Annotated in this window: 22 protein-coding genes; 17 read left to right on the top strand and 5 right to left on the bottom strand. The window is 59.5% G+C overall.

Features of this window, described 5'->3' with window-relative positions:
* The first annotated feature begins 51 nt into the window (after window positions 1–51).
* The 6 genes from MLC59_RS05910 to MLC59_RS05885 all read left to right on the top strand — a co-directional run bounded on the left by MLC59_RS05910 (window position 52) and on the right by MLC59_RS05885 (window position 5,086).
* Window positions 52–756, top strand: a complete 705-nt coding sequence (locus tag MLC59_RS05910; protein ID WP_248231969.1) for a response regulator transcription factor — start codon at window positions 52–54, stop codon at window positions 754–756.
* Window positions 757–774: 18 nt separating this feature from the next.
* Window positions 775–2,145 carry a sensor histidine kinase gene (locus MLC59_RS05905; RefSeq protein WP_248231967.1) on the top strand — a complete coding sequence of 457 codons (1,371 nt, stop codon included), beginning with the start codon at window positions 775–777 and terminating at the stop codon, window positions 2,143–2,145.
* On the top strand, window positions 2,142–2,756 hold the full coding sequence (locus tag MLC59_RS05900) for an IMPACT family protein (protein ID WP_248231965.1): 615 nt from the start codon (window positions 2,142–2,144) through the stop codon (window positions 2,754–2,756). The genes MLC59_RS05905 and MLC59_RS05900 overlap by 4 nt, the downstream gene beginning before the upstream one ends.
* Before the next feature lie 81 nt (window positions 2,757–2,837).
* Window positions 2,838–3,398, top strand: coding sequence for a DUF4136 domain-containing protein (locus tag MLC59_RS05895; protein WP_248231963.1), 561 nt, complete (start codon window positions 2,838–2,840; stop codon window positions 3,396–3,398).
* 11 nt (window positions 3,399–3,409) lie between these two features.
* Window positions 3,410–3,766, top strand: coding sequence for a translation initiation factor Sui1 (locus MLC59_RS05890; protein WP_345799754.1), 357 nt, complete (start codon window positions 3,410–3,412; stop codon window positions 3,764–3,766).
* Between the two features lie 63 nt (window positions 3,767–3,829).
* Complete coding sequence (locus tag MLC59_RS05885; protein WP_248231962.1) at window positions 3,830–5,086, top strand: D-amino acid dehydrogenase; 1,257 nt, start codon at window positions 3,830–3,832, stop codon at window positions 5,084–5,086.
* A gap of 1 nt (window position 5,087) precedes the next feature.
* Here the strand turns inward: MLC59_RS05885 and ispB are convergent, their stop codons facing one another.
* On the bottom strand, window positions 5,088–6,056 hold the full coding sequence (gene ispB / locus MLC59_RS05880) for an octaprenyl diphosphate synthase (protein WP_248231961.1): 969 nt from the start codon (window positions 6,054–6,056) through the stop codon (window positions 5,088–5,090).
* 234 nt (window positions 6,057–6,290) lie between these two features.
* Between ispB and rplU the strand changes: the two genes are divergently transcribed.
* The 4 genes from rplU to proB all read left to right on the top strand — a co-directional run bounded on the left by rplU (window position 6,291) and on the right by proB (window position 9,402).
* Window positions 6,291–6,602: a 50S ribosomal protein L21 gene (gene rplU, locus MLC59_RS05875; protein ID WP_248231960.1), complete on the top strand. Its 312-nt coding sequence runs from the start codon at window positions 6,291–6,293 to the stop codon at window positions 6,600–6,602.
* 36 nt (window positions 6,603–6,638) lie between these two features.
* A complete protein-coding gene (gene rpmA / locus MLC59_RS05870) occupies window positions 6,639–6,899 on the top strand; it encodes a 50S ribosomal protein L27 (protein WP_248231959.1) in 261 nt (86 codons plus the stop codon).
* A gap of 149 nt (window positions 6,900–7,048) precedes the next feature.
* Window positions 7,049–8,248 (top strand): Obg family GTPase CgtA, encoded by a 1,200-nt coding sequence (gene cgtA / locus MLC59_RS05865; RefSeq protein ID WP_248231947.1) that lies wholly within the window; start codon window positions 7,049–7,051, stop codon window positions 8,246–8,248.
* A gap of 29 nt (window positions 8,249–8,277) precedes the next feature.
* Window positions 8,278–9,402, top strand: coding sequence for a glutamate 5-kinase (gene proB, locus MLC59_RS05860; protein ID WP_248231945.1), 1,125 nt, complete (start codon window positions 8,278–8,280; stop codon window positions 9,400–9,402).
* Window positions 9,403–9,497: 95 nt separating this feature from the next.
* Here the strand turns inward: proB and MLC59_RS05855 are convergent, their stop codons facing one another.
* Window positions 9,498–10,760, bottom strand: a complete 1,263-nt coding sequence (locus MLC59_RS05855) for a 6-phosphofructokinase (protein ID WP_248231940.1) — start codon at window positions 10,758–10,760, stop codon at window positions 9,498–9,500.
* Between the two features lie 198 nt (window positions 10,761–10,958).
* On the opposite strand from MLC59_RS05855, the gene mpl reads away from it, so the two are divergent.
* The 3 genes from mpl to MLC59_RS05840 are packed head-to-tail and all read left to right on the top strand — an operon-like array spanning window position 10,959 to window position 13,865.
* The gene (mpl, locus tag MLC59_RS05850; RefSeq protein WP_248231937.1) at window positions 10,959–12,359 is read left to right on the top strand and encodes a UDP-N-acetylmuramate:L-alanyl-gamma-D-glutamyl-meso-diaminopimelate ligase; all 1,401 of its coding nucleotides are present in this window, start codon (window positions 10,959–10,961) and stop codon (window positions 12,357–12,359) included.
* A complete protein-coding gene (locus tag MLC59_RS05845; protein WP_248231924.1) occupies window positions 12,349–12,966 on the top strand; it encodes a flavin prenyltransferase UbiX in 618 nt (205 codons plus the stop codon). Before mpl ends, MLC59_RS05845 begins: the two co-directional genes overlap by 11 nt.
* Before the next feature lie 2 nt (window positions 12,967–12,968).
* A complete protein-coding gene (locus MLC59_RS05840; RefSeq protein WP_248231922.1) occupies window positions 12,969–13,865 on the top strand; it encodes a mechanosensitive ion channel domain-containing protein in 897 nt (298 codons plus the stop codon).
* Between the two features lie 25 nt (window positions 13,866–13,890).
* Here MLC59_RS05840 and MLC59_RS05835 read toward each other — a convergent pair whose 3' ends face one another.
* Both MLC59_RS05835 and MLC59_RS05830 read right to left on the bottom strand, forming a co-directional pair.
* Window positions 13,891–14,475 carry a hypothetical protein gene (locus MLC59_RS05835; protein ID WP_248231920.1) on the bottom strand — a complete coding sequence of 195 codons (585 nt, stop codon included), beginning with the start codon at window positions 14,473–14,475 and terminating at the stop codon, window positions 13,891–13,893.
* Window positions 14,472–15,044 carry a hypothetical protein gene (locus MLC59_RS05830; RefSeq protein ID WP_248231918.1) on the bottom strand — a complete coding sequence of 191 codons (573 nt, stop codon included), beginning with the start codon at window positions 15,042–15,044 and terminating at the stop codon, window positions 14,472–14,474. The genes MLC59_RS05835 and MLC59_RS05830 overlap by 4 nt, the downstream gene beginning before the upstream one ends.
* Window positions 15,045–15,360: 316 nt before the next feature.
* On the opposite strand from MLC59_RS05830, the gene MLC59_RS05825 reads away from it, so the two are divergent.
* The 4 genes from MLC59_RS05825 (at window position 15,361) to MLC59_RS05810 (ending at window position 19,184) form a co-directional block, all read left to right on the top strand.
* Window positions 15,361–15,849, top strand: a complete 489-nt coding sequence (locus MLC59_RS05825; RefSeq protein WP_248231914.1) for a hypothetical protein — start codon at window positions 15,361–15,363, stop codon at window positions 15,847–15,849.
* A gap of 33 nt (window positions 15,850–15,882) precedes the next feature.
* The gene (locus tag MLC59_RS05820; protein ID WP_248231913.1) at window positions 15,883–16,110 is read left to right on the top strand and encodes a hypothetical protein; all 228 of its coding nucleotides are present in this window, start codon (window positions 15,883–15,885) and stop codon (window positions 16,108–16,110) included.
* A gap of 840 nt (window positions 16,111–16,950) precedes the next feature.
* Window positions 16,951–18,315 (top strand): HAD-IC family P-type ATPase, encoded by a 1,365-nt coding sequence (locus MLC59_RS05815; protein WP_248231909.1) that lies wholly within the window; start codon window positions 16,951–16,953, stop codon window positions 18,313–18,315.
* Window positions 18,291–19,184, top strand: a complete 894-nt coding sequence (locus MLC59_RS05810; protein WP_248231906.1) for an HAD-IC family P-type ATPase — start codon at window positions 18,291–18,293, stop codon at window positions 19,182–19,184. The genes MLC59_RS05815 and MLC59_RS05810 overlap by 25 nt, the downstream gene beginning before the upstream one ends.
* Window positions 19,185–19,454: 270 nt before the next feature.
* Here the strand turns inward: MLC59_RS05810 and MLC59_RS05805 are convergent.
* The coding region (locus MLC59_RS05805) for an ATP-binding protein (protein WP_248231905.1) at window positions 19,455–19,733 on the bottom strand (279 nt) is incomplete at its 5' end.

The raw sequence follows: 19,733 nt of genomic DNA, 5'->3' as shown, positions 1-19,733 counted from the left end.
CGGCGGGTGCTGATATGGTTATTGCCACTATCATTATGGGGAGAGTGCCCGATGCAGAACCGGGTATTGCTGGTTGAAGACGACGAGGAGTTGCGCACCCTGCTGGCCCGGTATCTGACGGGGCAGGGTTTCGAGGTACGGGAAGCCGCAAATGGCGGTGATGGCCTGGCCCTCGCGGCAGAGGGGCTTACTGACATCGTCGTGCTCGATATCATGTTACCGGATATGTCCGGGCTCGACGTACTGAGGGAGCTCCGGGCGCGCAATCACCTTCCGGTCATCCTGCTCACCGCCCGGGGTGATGAAACCGATCGCATCGTCGGCTTTGAAGTCGGAGCCGACGATTACATCCCCAAACCCTGCAACCCCCGTGAGCTGGTGGCCAGGATCCAGGCAGTCCTCAGGCGCGTTGCCTGGGACCACCAGGCGGAAGTGGATGGGGACCGGGTTTTCGGGGACCTGCGGGTAGAACCAGAGCAGCGCCGGGTCTATCTCCGTGATGACCCCGTAGAGCTGACTGCGACGGAATATGAGGTCTTACAGGTATTGCTGGCCCACGCTGGCAGCGTTGTACGCAAGACCGACCTGATGCAATGGGCCCTGGGCCGGCGACTGGCGGCCTATGACCGCACGCTGGATATGCACATCAGCAACCTGCGGCGCAAACTGGGTCCGGACGAGCCGTCCCGCATCGAAACCGTACGAGGTCTCGGGTACAGCTACCGCGTTACCGGCACGGCCGCCTCTGATACTTGATGATTCGCAGGAGTTACCTTGAGCACGTCTGAGAAACGTACCGTGATGTTCCCGCTGTTCTGGCGGATCTTCCTGCTGATCTGGCTGGCGCTGGCGGCGGCGGTGGTGCTGAGCAACCTGGTGACCCGGGAGCTGCTGGACCGGGAACGGGAAGCCATAGAGCAGCTCGAAGGGTTGAGGGACGTAGCTATTGAGGCGGCCCGTCTGCGCCAAGGGGATGACCGGGGCGCCTTCTGGCGTTACCTGCGGGCAAGGGGTGAGGAAATGGACCTGCACCTGATGCTGGTGGACGTGGATGATGCCCGCGAACAACTGCCGGATTCGGTACGGGAACGCATGCGCTCCTGGTACCACCGCAAGCCCGCGGTGATCGAGGTGAGTGATACCCAGCGCCTGGTGGCCTGGCCGCGCTCGGACCGGGAGGGTCGGGTGTCGCCGGCGGTGGCGAGGACGCTGGAGCTGTCCCTTGGGGTTATCCTGCTGACCTTCGCCTGCTGGTGGATTGCCCGGCTGGTGTCACGTCCGCTACGTCACATGGAGAGCACCGCCCAGGCCATTGCCGCCGGTGACCTGAGCCTGAGGGTGAACGACCGTATTGCCCGGCGTCGGGATGAAATCGGCCTGACCGCCCGGGCGTTCAATGCCATGACCGAGCGCCTTTGTGACCTGCTGGACCGGCAGAACCAGTTGATGCGGGATATTTCCCATGACCTGAGGACTCCGCTGGCGCGACAACGGGTGGCCATCGAGCTGGCAGCCGACAGTGGCATAGAGCCGGAGCTGTTGGACAGCATCCAGCGGCAGAACGAGCGGCTGGAAGAAATGACCGGGCAGATCCTCACCCTGTACCGGGTGTCCGGTGGTCGTGATGGCCTGGAGCGCGAACCGGTGCAGATGGTGCGAGCGATCAACGACGTGCTGCGGGATGCCGCCGACTATGCCGAACATCAGCGGGTAGACTGTCACTTCGAGGCCGGTCCGGACTGCCACCAGGTGACCGTGCTGGCCAACGGGGAACTCTTGCGGCGGGGGCTGGATAACATTCTCCAGAATGCCCTGGACTACACACCGCCGGGCAAGGCGGTCAGTATCGGGTTGGCCCGGGAGGGCGACCAGTTGCGTTGTGCCATCACCGATCAGGGCCCTGGTGCGCCGCAGGATATGCTGCCCCACCTGTTTGAGCCCTTTTATCGGGCGGACAAGGCCCGCAGTGGTCGTGGCTGGGGCCTAGGCCTGGCCATCGCCCGGGACATCATTGCGGCCCATGACGGCCGGATCGAGGCCCATAACGCCGAAGCTGGCGGGCTGCAAGTGATCCTCTGGCTGCCAGTGTTCACCGGCCCTGACGACCCGGGGCTGGGCGAGCGGTTGGAGAGGAGCGTGTCGTGAGCAGGGATTATCCGGTACCAGCTGAATTCCTGGAGCGGGAAACGGTGATTCGCAAAAGCCGCTTTATCGCCCGGGTTGCCCCGGTGGAAAGCCGTGAACAGGTAAAGGCGCTGGCGGACCAGGCCTGGCAGGAGCACCCGGATGCCCGCCATGTTTGCTGGGCCTATCAGATCGGCCCGCCCGGGTCAGCGGCCGAGGCCGGCATGAACGACGACGGAGAACCCTCGGGAACCGCTGGCAAGCCTATCCTCAATGTGATCCAGCACAAGGATATGGGGGACGTGGCGGTCATCGTTATTCGCTATTTCGGCGGTATCAAGCTGGGTGCCGGTGGCCTGGTGCGGGCCTACGCCGGCGCGGCCGAATCGGTGTTGTCTGAGGTGGGCCGGCAGCAAAGCCAGCCGGTGGAAAGCGTGGTGGTGTCGCTGCCCTTTGCACTGGAGCAACCCCTGCGCCACTGGTGTGACCAGCATGGTGCCGAGCCGGCCGACCCGGTCTACGGAGAGGGTGTGACCTTTACCGTGACGGTTCCGCTAACCGCCCTTGAGGACCTGGTGTCCTTTTGTGAAGCCCACCAGCTGGATTACCATCGGGAAAGGCCCTCAGCGTGACCCGCACTGACTGGGGATGACTGGCGTATACTGAACGTATTACTTACCGACGGCGAGTATGCCTGAATGGAGAGCCTGTCTATGATTCGCCCAGCCAGAATTCCACACGTCCTGGCCCTGCTGGCCGTGGTCCTGCTGCTTGGCGGTTGCGCCGCAAAGGTTGTCACCGACTACGACCGCAATGCCGCCTTCGCCAGTTACCAGACCTGGGCCTTTGCGCCGAATGCCGGTGAAGGGTACACCACCCTTGATGGCGCCCGGGTCGAGGCGGCCGTAGTACGCGAGCTGGAGGCTCGCCAGCTGGACCAGGTCGGTTTCGATGTGGCCGACCTTCTGGTGAGTTACCGCATCGATGAGGTGGAGCGCCTGGACACCACCGGGTTTTCCTACGGGCTGGGGTTTGGCCGTGGCCGTTTTGGCTGGGGGCTTTCCACTGCGCCGCCGGTGCGGGAGGTCCGCGAAGGCCAGTTGATTGTGGAGCTGGTAGACAGCAGCACAGAACGGGTTGTCTGGCGAGGGGCCAGCAAGCGCTACCTGAACGAAAACCAGTCGCCTGGAACCCGCCAGGAACTGATCGACGAAGTGGTTGCGGAGATGTTTAACCGTTACCCTCCCCAGAGCGATACGCAATCCGGTAACTGACAGGAGTTGATGTGAAAAAGCGCGAGTCCGGCGGCCTGGTCTACTCCACCGAACAGGGCCGCATGTGTCCCGATTGCCGCAATCCGGCAGAGGCCTGCACCTGCAGGGAGCAACCGGCGCCTGCCGGCGACGGCGTGGTGCGGGTCAGCCGGGAAACCAAGGGCCGCAAGGGCAAGGGTGTTACTATCGTCACCGGTATTCCCCTTGCCGGTGCCGAACTCAAGGCCTACGCCAAGAAGCTCAAGGCCCGGTGCGGTACCGGGGGCACAGTGAAAGACAACGCCATCGAAATACAGGGGGATCAGCGGGATATCCTGGTCCCGATCCTGCAAGAGCAGGGCTGGACGGTCAAGCGGGTCGGAGGCTGAGCACCCGCGCGTTACACGCCAGGTCAGCGAATAAACCAAGCGGCACAATAGAGGGAAGCGCATATGCACATACTGGTCATGGGCGCCGGTGTGGTCGGCGTCACGTCGGCCTGGTTTCTGCGGCAGGCCGGCCATGAGGTGACGGTGGTGGATCGTCAGGGCCGCGCCGGGGTGGAAACCAGCTATGCCAACGGCGGGCAGATTTCTGTATCCCATGCCGAGCCCTGGGCGAATCCCTCTGCACCGTTGAAGGTGCTGAAATGGCTCAGCCAGCCGGAGGCCCCGTTGTTGTTCCGGTTGCGTATGGATCCCGCCCAGTGGCTGTGGGGACTCAAGTTCCTGACCCAGTGCACGTCTGGCCGCGCCGCCTGGAATATCCGTCAGATGGTGAATCTGGGCACCTACAGCCGGTCGAGGTTGCAGGCGCTGCGCACTGAACTCGGGCTGGAGTATGACCAGCTCGAAAAGGGCATCCTGCACTTCTACACCAGTGAGAAAGAATTCGAGGCAGCCCGGGAGCCGACCCGCATCATGCAGGACCTGGGATGCGACCGGCAGATCATTGATACGGAGCGGGCCCTGGAGCTGGAACCGGCGCTGGCGCCTATCCGGAATCGCATCACCGGTGCTACCTATACCCGCGACGATGAGTCCGGCGATGCCCGCAAGTTCACTCAGGAGCTGGCCCGGAAGGCAGAGGACGCCGGCGTCGAATTCCTGTATGACACCGAGGTGGTTGGCTTTGAGCATACCCGCGACCGTATCCTGGGCGTGGGCGTAATCGATGCGCAGGGTACTCATCGTACCCTGCGGTCGGACAGCTACGTTCTGAGCATGGGCAGTTACAGTGCCCACTTTGCCCGCAAGCTCGGGTTCTTCCTGAATATTTACCCGGCCAAGGGCTACTCCATCACTGCGCCGGTCAAGGACGAGCAAGCGGCCTTCCAGGTAAGTCTGACGGATGACGAGTACAAGCTGGTCTATTCACGGCTGGGTGACCGGATCCGGGTGGCGGGTACCGCTGAGCTCAGTGGCTATGAACGGGACCTGAACCTGGTGCGCTGCAACGCCATAGTGCGGCGTGCCTCAGAGATCATGCCGGATGCCGCCTGTTGGGATCAGTCCGAGTTCTGGACCGGCCTGCGCCCGGCCACGCCGTCCAATGTGCCGTACATTGGCAAGAGCCCGGTCAGTAACCTGTACCTGAACACCGGTCATGGCACCCTGGGCTGGACCCATTCCTGTGGCTCCGCCGCTGCGCTGGCGGATATTGTCAGTGGCCGGAAGCCGGAACTGGAGTTTGATTTTACCGGGGTGTAACTCAGGACACCCGCTCGACGGCCAGGTCGGCCAGCAGGTCGAGGGCGGTTGTGTGTGCCGATGCAGGGAGCCTGGTGACGCAGTCCTTGGCGAGGGCCGCCTGTTCGCGGGCCTTGGCCATGGTGTATTCCAGGGCGCCTGATTTATTGACGATATCGAGGATGCGGGGCAGGTCGTCCAGGCCGCCCTTGCGGATGGCATTGCGGATCAGCTGGCGCTGCTCCTCGCTGCTGTTGGCCATGGCATGGATCAGGGGCAGCGTGGGTTTACCCTCGGCCAGGTCATCGCCAACGTTCTTGCCCATGGCGCCGGCATCGCCGGTGTAGTCCAGCGCGTCATCCACCAGCTGGAACGCCAGCCCCAGGTGTTTGCCGTAGTCCTTGAGGGCCTGTTCCTGATCCGGACTGGCCGCAGCCAGCAGGGCGCCGGTATGGGAGGCTGCCTCGAATAGCATGGCGGTCTTGTTGTGGATGACCTCCATGTACTTTTCTTCGCTGACGTCCGGGTTTTTCACGTTCATCAGCTGCAGTACTTCCCCTTCGGCAATCACGGCGGTGGCGTGGGACAGTATCTCCATAATGGGCAGGCTGCCCAGCTCCACCATCATCTCGAACGCACGGGCATAGAGGAAATCCCCTACCAGTACACTGGGCGCGTTACCCCAGCGGGCATTGGCCGTGCTTCGGCCCCGGCGCATGTCGGAGGTATCGACTACGTCATCATGGAGCAGGGTGGCGGTGTGGAGGAACTCGATCACTGCGGCCAGCTTGTGATGATCGTCCTGGTCGTAGCCGATCGCACGGCTGGAAAGCAGTACCAGCAAGGGGCGCAGCCGTTTGCCGCCACTTTCTATAATGTATTGGGCAATCTTTTCCACCAGGGGAACGTCTGAGGAAAGCCGCTTGATGATGAGATCGTTGACGCGGGCAAAGTCGTCCGCGACGGTGTCGTATATGCGCTCGGCAGTCATGCGGCTGTCCGGTCCCCTGAAAAGTGATTTGTCTGGAAAAACAGGCAGGTCGCGGCAATGCTAGGTATTGCCGCCAGCAGTGTCAACTTGACTTGTGTTCAGGCGGCGCTTTTCGTACAATCACGCGCCCCAACTCATCCCAACCTGCGCTCCCTGCTATAGGGTTGCCGAAGCGCTTCCCTTAGAACCAGGTGGATAAGAGCAGGGATGGGTCAATCGCGGAGAAGAGTACCTATGTACGCAGTTATTGTTAGCGGTGGCAAGCAGCACCGTGTGAAGGAAGGCGAAACGCTCAAGCTGGAAAAGCTGGAAGTTGAAACCGGTGGTACCATTGAGTTTGATCGCGTTCTGCTGGTTGGTAACGGCGACGACATCAAGGTGGGTGCCCCGGTCGTTGATGGCGCCAAGGTAACCGCCGAGGTGGTTAACCACGGTCGTCACGACAAGGTTCAGATCATCAAGTTCCGTCGTCGCAAGCACCACATGAAGCGTCAGGGCCACCGTCAGTGGTTCACTGAAGTCAAGATCACGGGTATCCAGGGCTGAGGCCCTTGAGTAACCCCTTAGATAAGGAGGCTTGTAATGGCTCATAAAAAGGCAGCAGGTAGTACCCGTAACGGTCGCGATTCCGAGTCGAAACGACTTGGTGTCAAGCGCTTCGGCGGTGAAGCTGTATCTGCAGGCAGCATCATTGTTCGTCAGCGCGGTACTCGTTTCCACGCTGGTACCAATGTAGGTCTGGGCAAGGACCACACCCTGTTCGCAACCGCGGACGGCCAGGTGAAGTTCGAGACCAAGGGTCCCCAGAACCGCAAGTTCGTCAGCATCGTTCCCGCGGCGTAAGTCGCGGTGATGCCCGGCTCTGATATCATCTGATATACAGGCCGGCAAAAACCCCGCAAAGCTTTACGGTTTGCTGTCTGGCCGAGCCAGTCGTGAACCCGGGCCTGCGGGGTTTTTTCGTTTATGCGCGAGGCGCAAAAGGTTGAACCATGAAATTTGTAGATGAAGCCACCATCATTGTAGAGGCCGGCAAGGGCGGTCATGGCTGCCTGAGTTTCCGGCGCGAAAAATACGTGCCCAAGGGCGGTCCGGATGGTGGTGACGGCGGTGACGGCGGCTCCGTCTACCTGGAAGCGGATGACTCTCTCAATACGCTGATTGACTACCGTTTCCAGCGCAAGCACAAGGCCCAGAACGGCCAGCCCGGTGCCGGGCGTAATTGCACAGGTATCAAGGGCAGCGACCTGGTGCTGCCCGTACCGGTTGGTACGACGGTGGTGGATATGGACACCCACGAAGTGCTGGGTGACCTGACCCACGTCGGCCAGCGCCTGAAAGTGGCCCAGGGAGGCTTCCACGGGCTGGGCAACACCCGCTTCAAGTCATCGGTCAACCGTGCGCCGCGACAGACCACCAAGGGTTCTGAGGGCGAAGCGCGCAACCTGCGCCTCGAACTGAAAGTACTGGCGGATGTTGGTCTGCTGGGTATGCCCAATGCCGGCAAGTCCACCTTTATCCGGTCGGTCTCGGCGGCCAAGCCCAAGGTGGCGGATTATCCGTTCACCACGCTGGTGCCGAACCTGGGCGTGGTCAAGGTGCAGGCCCACCAGAGCTTTGTCATCGCTGACATCCCTGGATTGATTGAGGGCGCTGCCGAGGGTGCCGGCCTGGGTATCCGCTTCCTGAAACACCTGGTGCGTACCCGGTTACTGCTCCACCTGGTGGACGTGGCTCCCTACGATGGTTCCTCGCCTGCGGATGCGGCTCGTGCCATCGAACATGAACTGGAGAAGTTCAGCGAAACCCTGGCCAGCCGGGATCGCTGGCTGGTGCTTAACAAGGTAGACATGGTGGCAGAGGAGGAGCGGGACGCTCACTGCCAGGCCACTGTGGATGAGCTGGGTTGGCAAGGCCCGGTATTCCGGATCTCGGCTATCAGCGGTGAAGGCACCCGTGACCTGACCCAAGCGGTGATGCGCTGGATTGAAGAGCGTGCCCAGGAAGAGGCGGACAACCCCGAGCTGGCGGATGAAGAAGCGGAACGGCGCAAGCAGATGGACGAAGAGGCCCGGGCCCGCATCCAGGAAGAAAAGGCCGCAAGGCGCGCCACTCGTCAGGAAGACAATGACGATGATGATGACTTCGATGACGATGATTACGACGTAGAAGTCGTCTACGCCCCGGAATAGCAAGCAGGACCAGGAACCCCATAAAAGCCATGACAGAACGAGTGCAGGTGCGCCGCGCCCGGCGCCTGGTGATCAAGATTGGCAGCGCGCTGCTCACGAACGACGGTCGCGGTCTCGACGTACCTGCCCTGGCCGGCTGGGTTGATCAGATTGCCGAGCTGAGTCGCAACGGCGTGGAGGTGGTGGTTGTGTCCTCCGGCTCCGTTGCCGAAGGCATGACCCGTCTGGGCTGGAGCCAGCGCCCCGCGCACCTGCATGAACTGCAGGCGGCAGCGGCTGTGGGTCAGATGGGGCTGGTGCAAACCTGGGAAGCGCAGTTCCGTCGCCACGATATCCATGCCGCCCAGGTGCTCCTTACCCACGATGACCTGTCTGATCGCAAGCGCTACCTTAATGCCCGCAGTACGCTGCGAACCCTGCTGGATTTCGGGGTGATTCCCATCGTCAACGAGAATGACACCGTGGTCACCGACGAGATCCGGTTTGGTGACAACGACACCCTTGGCGCGCTGGTTGCCAACCTCATAGAAGCGGATGGCCTGATTATCCTGACCGACCAGGATGGCCTGTTTGACACTGACCCCCGCAAGAACCCGGACGCCAGGCTGGTCACCGAGCGTCGTGCCGGCGACCCCGAGCTGGATGTCATGGCTGGCGGCGGTGCCGGTGCCCTCGGTCGCGGCGGCATGCAGACGAAGTTGCGAGCCGCCCGCCTTGCCGCCCGCTCGGGGGCCTTTACGGTCATCGTCGGCGGTCGTCTCGACAGTGTGATCAGCCGGCTGAGGGAAGGCGAGGAAGCGGGAACCCTCCTGCTGCCAGAGCAGGGGCGTATTGCGGCCCGCAAGCAGTGGCTGGCCAGCCACCTTCAGACCCGGGGTAAGGTGATCATTGATGATGGTGCGGTGCAGGTCCTCTGCAAGGGAGGGAGAAGCCTGTTACCCGTGGGGGTCAAGGGCGTATCCGGACAGTTTCGCCGGGGAGAAATGGTCTCCTGCGTTGATCAGGGCGGCCGGGAAGTGGCCCGAGGCCTGATCAATTACGACGCGGATGAGGCTCGCAGCATTGCCGGCCATGCCAGTGATCGCATCGTCGATGTACTGGGGTATGTATCCGATGAGGAGATGATCCACCGGGACAACCTGGTCATCGTCTGAACCACAGCCCTGCCGCTGTCCCGGCCCGTGCATCCGCCAAGTTGCGGGCCATCCGACCGGGCGCCTGCGCGTCCCGGTCGGACCTGCCAATTTCCTTACACTTCAAACGGCGTTTTAAGCTTCTTCTCAGCGAGCACGCACTCCAGGTGGGCCACCTTCGGAATGCCATTCTCGAATGGAGGGAAGGCCTCGCCCTCGATCAACGGCTGCAGGTATTCACGGCAATCATCGGTTATGCCGAAACCGTCGTCGGAAATGTAGTGAATCGGCATTTTCTTTTCCTGGTTGGCCACCTCACTCAGCGGGGCCTCGCCGATATGCCAGCGGTAGGGGCTGGACTGCTCACGGACGATGATCGGCATGACCGCCTGCTTGCCGGCGAGGGCCATCTCCACGGCTTTCTGACCAACGGCGTAGGCCTGCTCCACATCGGTTGCTGACGAGATGTGGCGCGCGGCCCGCTGGAGGTAATCCGCCACCGCCCAATGGAACTTGTAGCCCAGGGCCTGTTTGACCATGTTGGCCAGGGCCGGTGCGACACCACCCAGCTGGGTGTGGCCAAACGCATCTTTGCCGCCGGCGTCGGCGAGGAAGCGACCATCTTCGTATTGTGCGCCTTCCGAGGCGACAACCACGCAATAGCCATAATCCTTCACAGACTGCTCGACACGGGCCAGGAAGGCCTCGCGCTCGAACGGAATTTCCGGGAACAGGATAATATGGGGTGGCTCGTCCCGGCCCTTTCCAGCCAGGCCGGCGGACGCTGCAATCCAGCCTGCGTGGCGCCCCATCACCTCAAGGATAAACACCTTGGTGGACGACTCGCACATGGAGCGGATATCCAGGCTGGCCTCCAGGGTGGAGGTGGCCACGTACTTGGCAACCGAGCCAAAGCCGGGGCAGCAATCGGTAAAGGGCAGGTCGTTGTCGACCGTCTTGGGCACACCGATACAGGTGATGGGGTATCCCATCTTGTCGGCGATTTGCGACACCTTGAAAGCGGTATCCTGTGAATCACCGCCGCCGTTGTAGAAAAAGTAACCGATATCGTGGGCGCGGAACACCTCGACCAGGCGCTCGTATTCGCGGCGATTCTCGGTCAGGTTCTTCATCTTGTAGCGGCAGGACCCGAAGGCGCCGCCCGGAGTGTGCATCAGCGCGCGGATGGCGTCATCGGATTCTTCGGACGTGTCGATCAGCTCTTCCCTGAGTGCCCCGATAATGCCATTTCGGCCGGCGTACACCTTGCCGATCTGGTCCGGGTGCTTGCGGGCGGTTTCAATAACCCCACAGGCACTGGCATTGATGACGGCGGTAACACCGCCGGACTGGGCATAGAACGCGTTCTTGATGGCCATCTTGGGCTGGCGCCTCCTGGTGGTTGGATTAGCATGTCTGTATGGAAGCGAATCATACGTGAATCCGGCTGAGTTTTCATGACGCCCGGCTTGACGGAACCTCACGTATACGGGAGTCTTGAGGTCCTCTGAACAACGCCGTCGTTGCGGTACCGGCTTCGAGCTGTCATCCACACCATCAAGGAATTCTGGCACGTCATGCACATCCACATCCTGGGAATCTGCGGCACTTTCATGGGTAGCCTGGCCGTACTGGCGCGGGAACTGGGTCATACGGTTACCGGCTCAGACCAGGGCGTCTATCCTCCCATGAGTACCCAGCTCGAAGCCCAGGGCATCACCTTGATGGAGGGCTACCGGGCCGAAAACCTGAAGCCGGCGCCGGACCTGGTGCTGGTCGGTAACGCCATGTCCCGGGGCAACCCGGAAGTGGAGGCCGTACTCAACCGGAACCTGGACTACATGTCGGGCCCCGAATGGCTGGCCCGGGAGGTGCTCAGGCACCGGTGGGTACTGGCGGTAGCGGGCACCCATGGCAAGACCACCACCACCGCCATGCTGCTGTGGATCCTCGAACAGAGCGGTTTCGATGCCGGCTACCTGGTAGGTGGCGTGCCCCGGGACTTCCCGGTGTCTGCACGGCTGGGAAGCAGCGTTTTTTTCGTGATTGAGGCGGATGAGTACGACAGCGCCTTCTTCGACAAACGCTCCAAGTTCATCCACTACCGGCCCCACACCTGCATTCTCAACAACCTGGAGTTCGACCACGCCGATATCTTCGACAACGTGGAAGCCATTGAGCGCCAGTTCCACCACCTGGTAAGAACGGTTCCCTCGAAGGGGGCGATCATCCGCCCGGCGGTGGATGAACACCTGGACCGTTCACTGGCCATGGGGTGCTGGAGCCCGGTGCAGACCACGGCCATTGGCAGCGAGGCAGGCACGCCGGACTGGCGTGCCGAACTGCTCAGGGATGACGGTTCCTCGTTCATGCTGATCCATCACGAGCAACCGGTGGCCGCCGTGAACTGGGCTATGACCGGCCTGCACAATGTGCGTAATGCGCTCTCCGCCATTGCCGCCGCAAGGCACGTGGGCGTAACCCCGGACCATGCGGTGGCGGCCCTGAATCGCTTCGGTGGGGTCAAGCGTCGCATGGAACTGCTGGCGGATGTGAACGGAGTAAAGGTCTACGACGACTTCGCCCACCATCCGACAGCCATTGCCACCACCCTGGAAGGGCTTCGTAACCAGGTAGGCGATGACCTGATCGTCGCCCTGATCGAACCCCGCTCCAATACCATGCAGCAGGGCGTACACCGTGACCGCCTGCTGGGCAGCGCGAACCTGGCGGACCGGGTGATCTGGGCCAATACCAGCAAGGCTGCCTGGTTAACCGAGCTAATGGCCGACTACCGGAGCACTGGCGGTGACCCGGAACGCCACCAGCTGGATACCACCATCGACGGCCTGCTGGACCGGGTACTGGATGAAATCTCGGAGCCCTGTCACGTGGTGATCATGAGCAATGGCGGTTTTGGTGGCATTCATAAACGGCTGATTGCCCGCCTCGAGGAGAAAGCCGGCCATGGTCGCTGAACCGCGCACCGTCAACCTGGCACTGACCGGGGCATCCGGTGCCCAATACGGCCTGCGCCTGCTGCAATGCCTCGTCGCCCAGGGCTGTCGCGTTAACGTCATGGTCAGCAAGGCCGCGCGGGTGGTACTGGCCACCGAGACCGAGCTTCAGTTACCCGGCTCGGCCAGTGGTGCACTGGCAAAGCTGCAAGCCTGGAGCGGGGCGGACGACGGGCAGCTAAAGGTTTTTAGCCACGAGGACTGGTTTGCGCCCCCCGCCTCCGGGTCTGGCGAGAAATCCCCCCTGGTGATCTGCCCCTGCAGCACCGGCACCTTATCCGCCCTGGCGACCGGTGCCAGCAATAACCTGATCGAGAGGGCGGGGGATGTTGCCCTTAAAGAGCGCCGCCAGTTGATCCTGGTTCCCCGTGAGGCGCCCTATTCGGAAGTGCACCTGGAAAACATGCTCAGGCTGACCCGCATGGGCGCCGTGATCATGCCGGCCAGCCCGGGGTTCTACCATAACCCTTCGTCGGTGGATGACCTGGTGGATTTCATCGTTGCCCGGTTGCTGGACCACCTGGGCCTGCCGCAAACCCTGGTGCCCCGCTGGGGCGAGGGCCGGTAGCCGTGTTTGAACAGGTCCCTGCCGCCATAGCCGAACTGAACCTTTCCATGCCGGCGCTGCGCCTGCTGGGTACGACCCTGGCATTGCTGCTTATCGTTCTGCTGTCGCGGGCGGTGCTGTCCAAGGTCATCCGCACCAGCATCCAGTCAACGGAGCTGCGCCGCAAATGGCTGGTGCAGACCCGCAACGGCCTGATCCTGATCTTCCTGCTGGGGCTGGTGCTGATCTGGGGCCAGGAGCTGCGCACCCTCGCCCTGTCCATCGTGGCGATCGCCGTGGCCTTCGTGGTGGCGACAAAGGAACTGATCCTGTGTTTTATCGGCAGCCTGGTAAAGGGGGGCGCCCGGTCCTTCGATATCGGCGACCGGATTCAGGTGAAGGATTTTCGAGGGGATGTGATCGACCAGAACCTGCTGGCGACGACCATCCTTGAAGTAGGCCCCGGCAAGTTCACCCACCAGCGCACCGGCCGGGCGACCGTGATACCGAACTCACTGTTTGTGTCCGAACCGGTGATCAACGAAAGTTTCACTGAAGACTACGTGCTGCACGTGTTTACCGTACCGTTCAAGCGGGACGACAACTGGCAACTGGCCCAGCAGGTATTACTCGACGCCACCCAGGCCCAGTGTGAACCCTTCCTCGAAACCGCCCGCCGGTACATGCGCCGCCTCGGCGACCGTCGTGGCCTGGAGGTGCCCATGGTAGATCCGAGGGTCAGCATCCAGGTTCCCCTGGCCAACGAAATCCACCTGGTGGTCCGCTTCCCCTGCCGGCCTTCACAGCGCAGTGCTATCGAGCAGGCGGTTTTGCTGGAGGCGTTTGCGAATAATGAATTTGCAAGTAAAAGGCAAGGGGAAGCTGAAGAAGCGCAATCGGTAGAGCCCCCTGTCGAGTAACGTAACAGCGCTCGCTGTACTCCTGTCAGAGTTCCGGATGACACACTGCCATCTGGCTCTGGATAAAGTCCTCGATTTCCTTGTAAAGATGCAAATTTGCCTGATGCACTTCGAAGTTAATAGCTATCTGCTTGTAAGGAAGGTGCGCCATGCAGTCGAAGCTGCCCTGAAAGTTGTCAGAGCAGGCTCCCCATAACACTAGGTTGCCGCGTTCCTTTTCGGCAAGGTCCCAGTGATACTGGCTTTCGCCCGGAATCCGGAACAGGTTGTCGTGCTCGGGAATCGGCTGGCCCTCCGCGTCATCGAACTGGATCGCCTCGTAAGGTGTTGAAAGCGTCAGGTACAGGAACTGCGGCTGCTTGCCCGAGCCTATCGCCACATGGCTTCTGTAGCCCGGAATTTCCGCTGCCATAACTTCTGCAGGGACCTCCGCACTCAGGTTGGCGAGATTGTCTTCAGCATCGAAGTTATTGTCTGCGGAGAGTTCGTGTCCGGGTAACTTGTGCTGTTCCAGTAAGCAGGCGGTTCCTTCAGTTTCGATGCTCTGGTCAGGAGTCGGCGCGCAGCCTGACAGAATCAGAACGGGTAAAAATACACGGATTCTTTTCATCGGGCCTGCTCCGGCTGGTAGCCCTCAGCAGAATCACAGTCGTGGCAATAGAGGTCACCATAGGCCTTCATCTCGGCCTGATCCGGGACAGATCCAAGCCATGTGCCTCCGTAATAGTCGGGGCGAATGCCAAATTTCTTGAAGGCGATGTGGTGGTAGTGCGCCATTTGTTCAAGGCTCAGTTTGCCCGGAGTATTCCCGATTTCATAGCGGATATCGTGGCGGACATATTGGACGTGACGCCGGGCGACTTCGATACCTACCTCCCGGATCTTTTCGCGCATTTCCATAAAAGTCAGTCTGTGGCCAGCCCTTTCCAGGCCTACCGCCAAATTGACAACTGTAGATCGGGCCATAAGTTCCCAGTAGGCGAAAGCTTTGTGGTTCCAGAAGGCGGGGTCACCTGCCTGGATAGCCGCTTTCAGTTTTTCGACATCCGATACCCAGAGCGCGTAACCGATTCTTGCGACGGGGTCTTGCTTCCCGAGACGGCTGAACCAGAAGGCTTCAAGGTTTGCATTAGCGAGGTAGCCTTCCTCTTCAGAGGAAATGGCAAGATTGGTGGGCATGATCGAAGTCCTTTATCGTCAGTTGCATCCTTTGCTCGCGCATTAAAGCGAAAGAGCGTCATCAGGTCAACTTCCACTTCTGGTTGTATAAATGATGACGGGGACTCCGCTCGTTTCATCACCAGTAGTGGGACCAAAAGCAGGCGCTGGATCAGATTCACTTCGACCGGGACCTGTCCTTGATTCGGGTATGGGGCAAAAACGACCCGGACAGCTGAGAAAGTGTCGCTTCTTTTTACTATACTGTTCTGCTGTCCATTAATGGGCGTCGTCAGCCACGGATGTGGTTGGGCATTGCGACAAAAGGAACCCCACCATGCAGTTAGACTACGAAAAGATTCTCAAAGACAACGGGTTTGATGCTGTGCCTGAAGCCGAAGAAACCACCCTCGCGTTCTTCCACGAAATCAACAACACCCTGTTCGATCCAGACTCCCCGTTCGATCAGGAGCGTTCGTCCATTGATGATTTTCCGGACATGCTGGATCACATGCTTTACTGCTCGCTCCCGCTGAAGCCCGGTAAGTCAGTTGCGGAAGGTGTCAGTTACCTGATTGGTAAGTGGTACAGCGACCTGTCCCATACCAACCCGAAATACGAAAGCATTCAGCGCACCAGTGACACGCTCGGAACGGATGTCTACATCTTTACCATTACCGAGGGTACCGCGTGTTCTTTTTTGTTCTCGATCAGTGACGAAGCCGCCGAGAAGGCAACCCAGGATTATATGGATGCCTATAGCGCTGTTGATGATATTGATGAACTGATGCGGAAAATGGCTGCTCGTAAGGAAAAGAAGGGATAACCCCCGTCTGAACACGGAAAAGAAATTGTTGATATGACCTATTTCCTTGGTTTCTGTTTTGTTGTCATCTGGCTGAACCTGGGCATTTTGTCGTACAAGGCAAGCCATGGTTCGGTACTGCCCCTGGAAACATTGCCGCTGCCTTTCAGGCTGGTGGCTCTGCTGTTCGCTCCCATCGGGTTGCTGGTCTATGAACGCCATTTGTTTTTTGACAAGGCGAAGCCCGATTCCCTTTTCCCGGGTGATGATCCATTGCCATAGGTAACCCCGGCGCTGCCGGGGCCTTATGCCCTGGTTGCGCGTCCCTTTGAGGGAATGCTGCGAGAAAGCAGGAGGTTGAATAACAATGACAGGCAGTATCGTCAGATAAATAACGGGAAAAAGAGGAAGTACGTCAACGGTAGCCCGGGGTGGCTGAGCAACCAGGGTGGAGCAGGGGAACAGAAACGGTTTAATCAGGTGTGTTAAAGACGGGTTTTTCTAACCCGAACACCTGTCTGTAAGATTGCTCTTGAAGCTTTTTAGGTATTGATTATGTGGTTTTACCCATAACTTTTCCATATTTTGAAGCATAAACCTTCCACTACTCAGCTAACCCGCTGTTAATAATGATGCAACTATAATCTGGCGTGAACGTACAGGTTTTGGTGAGACACGTTCCAGAATACTGCGAGCTCAAAAAGCACGCCAAACAAAAGCGGACATTCGAGATCCGCAGAATCTGAGGGCCAATTATTGGTTCATCTCAAGGAATTTTTGGTCTTATCGGCCTCCTGCCAGTCGATAGTCAGCCCCGGAATCAGATCAATTACCGGGGATGCCGGAGAACTGGGCATTGCTTTCAGCGAGACTACGCAAAAAGAGTGAACGGCTTTTGTTTGTGGTCATGCCGCCATAAATTTGACCGGAACGGCCATATTATGGCGCCTATTTCGGAAGTTTTGGCCGCTCCGTTGTCAAAGCGGTCCTTTTGTCGGATCGGGGGAAGTCCACAATTAGTTTTGGAAATGTCCGCAGTAACGGGGTAGAACCCTCCTATACTCACGATCAGGTGGCCAGATTCGCTCTCCCAGGCCGGATGCGTGGTGCTTTGGGGTGCCCATGAAAAGAATTATCCCTTCTGATCGTTTGAAGTTCCTGCCCGAAGGTCTGACGAGTCTTTCTGCGCAAGGCGTCGTTGAGAATCGGCAGAGCTTCGGTAACAACATCATCGTTGAAGCACCTGGCGGCGGCTGGTCAGCCCTGGTCAAGGATACGCTGCGGGATCCGATGCTGTGGTTTCTGCTGGGCACGAGCATCCTTTTTTTTCTGACCGGTAGCCGTACTGAATCGCTGGTGCTGGCGATTGCGCTGATTCCTTTTCTTTGCATGGACGCATACTTGCACCGTCGCACCCAGGCTTCCACCGCCACGCTAGCCGACCTGTTGGCTGCACGGGCCACCGTTGTACGGCAAGGGCAGAGGGAGGTAGTCGACGCGAGGGAGCTGGTGCCCGGCGACCTGGTGGAGGTCTCCGGTGGCCAGCCATTCCCGGCGGATGGTCTGTTAGTCTCTGTTGAATCGGCGCAGGTTGATGAATCGGCGCTGACCGGGGAAGCCTACCCGGTGCGCAAGGTAGCGGCTTGCTCGAGCTGGGTTCCCGGTAAGGATATGGCCCTCGATGATTCGGCCTGGGGGTTTGCGGGAACCCGTATGCTTACTGGCAACGCCTACCTTCGGGTTGTATTTACCGGTCGGGAAACATTATACGGTGAGATCGTACATACCGCCCTGGCTGGCCGCCATGGGCGCACACCGCTACAGCATGCTGTGGCGCGCCTGGTAGGAAACCTGCTGCTCGTTTCGATTGCTTTTTGCGTACTCCTGGCGGCTGTTCGTGTTTATCAGGGACATGGTTGGCTCGACGCCTTTGTCAGCGCAGTGACGTTGGCAGTGGCAGCCCTTCCAGAAGAATTTCCTGTTGTTCTGACATTTTTCCTGGGGGTTGGCGTTTATCGCCTCGCCAAGCGTAAGGCCCTTGTCAGGCAGGCGGTTGCTGTTGAAAACATCGGGAGGGTCACGACCATCTGTTGTGACAAGACCGGAACCCTCACCGAAGGCAAGCTTACCCTGGCTCATCCGCTCCCGGTCGAAGGTAGCTCTCGCGAACGTTTGCTGACGATGGCCTGTCTGGCGTCACGTCGCGACTCTGGTGACCCACTGGACGATGCCCTGTTTCAAGCCTCCGGCTGTGACGATGAGCCAACAGTCCTCGCCAGTTTTCCGTTCACAGAGGCTCGGAAACGTGAGACCACGGTTGTTGAGCAACAGGGCAAGGCAATGGCCCTGGTTAAGGGGGCGCCGGAGACAGTGCTTTCCATGTGTACTGTATCAACGACCGAAATGACCAGTTGGCAAACACAGGTAGGCCAGCTTGCAGCGGAAGGTCACAAGGTGCTCGCATGCGCCTGGCGAACAACGATGTAACAGCCATACGTGCTGTCGATGTGGTCGCCCGCGCCATTCCAGCACAAAAGCACGCATTGGTGCAGCACCTGCAAGCCCAGGGAGAACTCGTTGCAGTAACGGGGGACGGCGTGAACGACGTGCCAGCACTGAAGTGCGCCGATATTGGCATTGCAATGGGGGAGCGGGGGACACGCGCAGCGAGGGAAGTGGCTTCCATCGTGCTGATGGACGACAATTTCCGAACCAATGTGGATGCAATCGCGGAGGGGCGGCAGCTCTTCAATAATCTTCAGCAGAGTTATCAATACCTGCTTATGATTCACATCCCGCTTGTTCTGACTGCCGCGTTGATTCCGTTGATGGGTTTCCCGATTCTCTACTTGCCGATCCACATTGTCTGGCTTGAGTTGATTATTCACCCGACGGCGCTACTGGTTTTTCAGAATGCCGCCCAACATGATTCCCTTCGATCCCACCCATCAAGACGCGTGAAGCATTTTTTTGATGCTCGTCAGACGGTCATCATCGGCTTTACCGGATTACTTGTCACGGTGTTGGTCTACTGGAGTTATGCTCGAAGCCTGGGTTTAGGGCGCGACATCGAGCATGCGAGAGCAATGGCACTCGCCGTACTGATATTCGCTGGTGCGGGTCTTACTGCGGCATTGAGCAGGTTTCGTGGTATCGCGGCATCAGTAGTCATGGCGGGGGCCCTTCTCTCGGCCTTGATTTTCATTCAGGTGCCGATGCTTTCGACGCTACTGGCACTGCGCCCATTGCATTTCGACGACTGGCTCATTGCTGGACTAAGTGGAGTCTTCATTGCTCTCCCGGTTGTCTACGATCAATGGGCGAGTGCACGCCTTGGCGGAGATGGAACGGACTGACCTGTTCTTCTCAGCTCTTTATCTATATTGAAAACAATTCATGGCGAGTCCTGGCCTGGCGGGGATAGTGTTTTTAGCTACCGGCATGCTAAAGAACGCAGTCTACGGCGTACCAGTGTCGCGACCGGGACCTTGCACACCTTTGATGGGTAATGCCGCTGAAGGATTGGCTTTTGCTACCGGTTATTTTGCACAAGGCTTATTAGGTGGCTGAGCATTGGCGTGACATTGAGTTGTGACAGATCACACAGCTGAGAGTAAGTGAAGGTTTCACTCAGCAACAAGCTCGGCTTCAAAACCGTCCTGCCGGCCGGTTGCCGGCGATCGTAAATACAAGGTCATGCCGGCACCTTCGGCAATCGCGTCGGCAATGGCCAGGCCAAGACCAGAACCGGAGGTATTGGTATTCGAGCGTTCAAATCGGTTCCGCAACAACTTGAGCTGTTCCGGTGAAATTGTGTGGCCGTCATTTCGCACGATCAGCCTGCCATCTTCACACAGGCTGATTTCCACTGGCTCGCTCGGGGAGCCATGCTTGAGTGCGTTCTC

Source organism: Marinobacter bryozoorum (assembly GCF_023156245.1).
Taxonomy (GTDB): Bacteria; Pseudomonadota; Gammaproteobacteria; order Pseudomonadales; family Oleiphilaceae; genus Marinobacter; species Marinobacter bryozoorum.
Note: the sequence above shows the minus strand (reverse complement) of the source record. Positions and strands in the feature narration are given on the sequence as shown.

Excerpts from the sequence above, each read along its gene's own strand:
- MLC59_RS05910 (WP_248231969.1), top strand. The coding sequence starts at position 52 with ATGCAGAACCGGGTATTGCTGGTTGAAGACGACGAGGAGTTGCGCACC.
- MLC59_RS05895 (WP_248231963.1), top strand. The coding sequence starts at position 2,838 with ATGATTCGCCCAGCCAGAATTCCACACGTCCTGGCCCTGCTGGCCGTG.
- MLC59_RS05885 (WP_248231962.1), top strand. The coding sequence starts at position 3,830 with ATGCACATACTGGTCATGGGCGCCGGTGTGGTCGGCGTCACGTCGGCC.
- ispB (WP_248231961.1), bottom strand. The coding sequence starts at position 6,056 with ATGACTGCCGAGCGCATATACGACACCGTCGCGGACGACTTTGCCCGC.
- rplU (WP_248231960.1), top strand. The coding sequence starts at position 6,291 with ATGTACGCAGTTATTGTTAGCGGTGGCAAGCAGCACCGTGTGAAGGAA.
- rpmA (WP_248231959.1), top strand. The coding sequence starts at position 6,639 with ATGGCTCATAAAAAGGCAGCAGGTAGTACCCGTAACGGTCGCGATTCC.
- cgtA (WP_248231947.1), top strand. The coding sequence starts at position 7,049 with ATGAAATTTGTAGATGAAGCCACCATCATTGTAGAGGCCGGCAAGGGC.
- proB (WP_248231945.1), top strand. The coding sequence starts at position 8,278 with ATGACAGAACGAGTGCAGGTGCGCCGCGCCCGGCGCCTGGTGATCAAG.
- MLC59_RS05855 (WP_248231940.1), bottom strand. The coding sequence starts at position 10,760 with ATGGCCATCAAGAACGCGTTCTATGCCCAGTCCGGCGGTGTTACCGCC.
- mpl (WP_248231937.1), top strand. The coding sequence starts at position 10,959 with ATGCACATCCACATCCTGGGAATCTGCGGCACTTTCATGGGTAGCCTG.
- MLC59_RS05845 (WP_248231924.1), top strand. The coding sequence starts at position 12,349 with ATGGTCGCTGAACCGCGCACCGTCAACCTGGCACTGACCGGGGCATCC.
- MLC59_RS05835 (WP_248231920.1), bottom strand. The coding sequence starts at position 14,475 with ATGAAAAGAATCCGTGTATTTTTACCCGTTCTGATTCTGTCAGGCTGC.
- MLC59_RS05830 (WP_248231918.1), bottom strand. The coding sequence starts at position 15,044 with ATGCCCACCAATCTTGCCATTTCCTCTGAAGAGGAAGGCTACCTCGCT.
- MLC59_RS05825 (WP_248231914.1), top strand. The coding sequence starts at position 15,361 with ATGCAGTTAGACTACGAAAAGATTCTCAAAGACAACGGGTTTGATGCT.
- MLC59_RS05820 (WP_248231913.1), top strand. The coding sequence starts at position 15,883 with ATGACCTATTTCCTTGGTTTCTGTTTTGTTGTCATCTGGCTGAACCTG.
- MLC59_RS05815 (WP_248231909.1), top strand. The coding sequence starts at position 16,951 with ATGAAAAGAATTATCCCTTCTGATCGTTTGAAGTTCCTGCCCGAAGGT.
- MLC59_RS05810 (WP_248231906.1), top strand. The coding sequence starts at position 18,291 with ATGCGCCTGGCGAACAACGATGTAACAGCCATACGTGCTGTCGATGTG.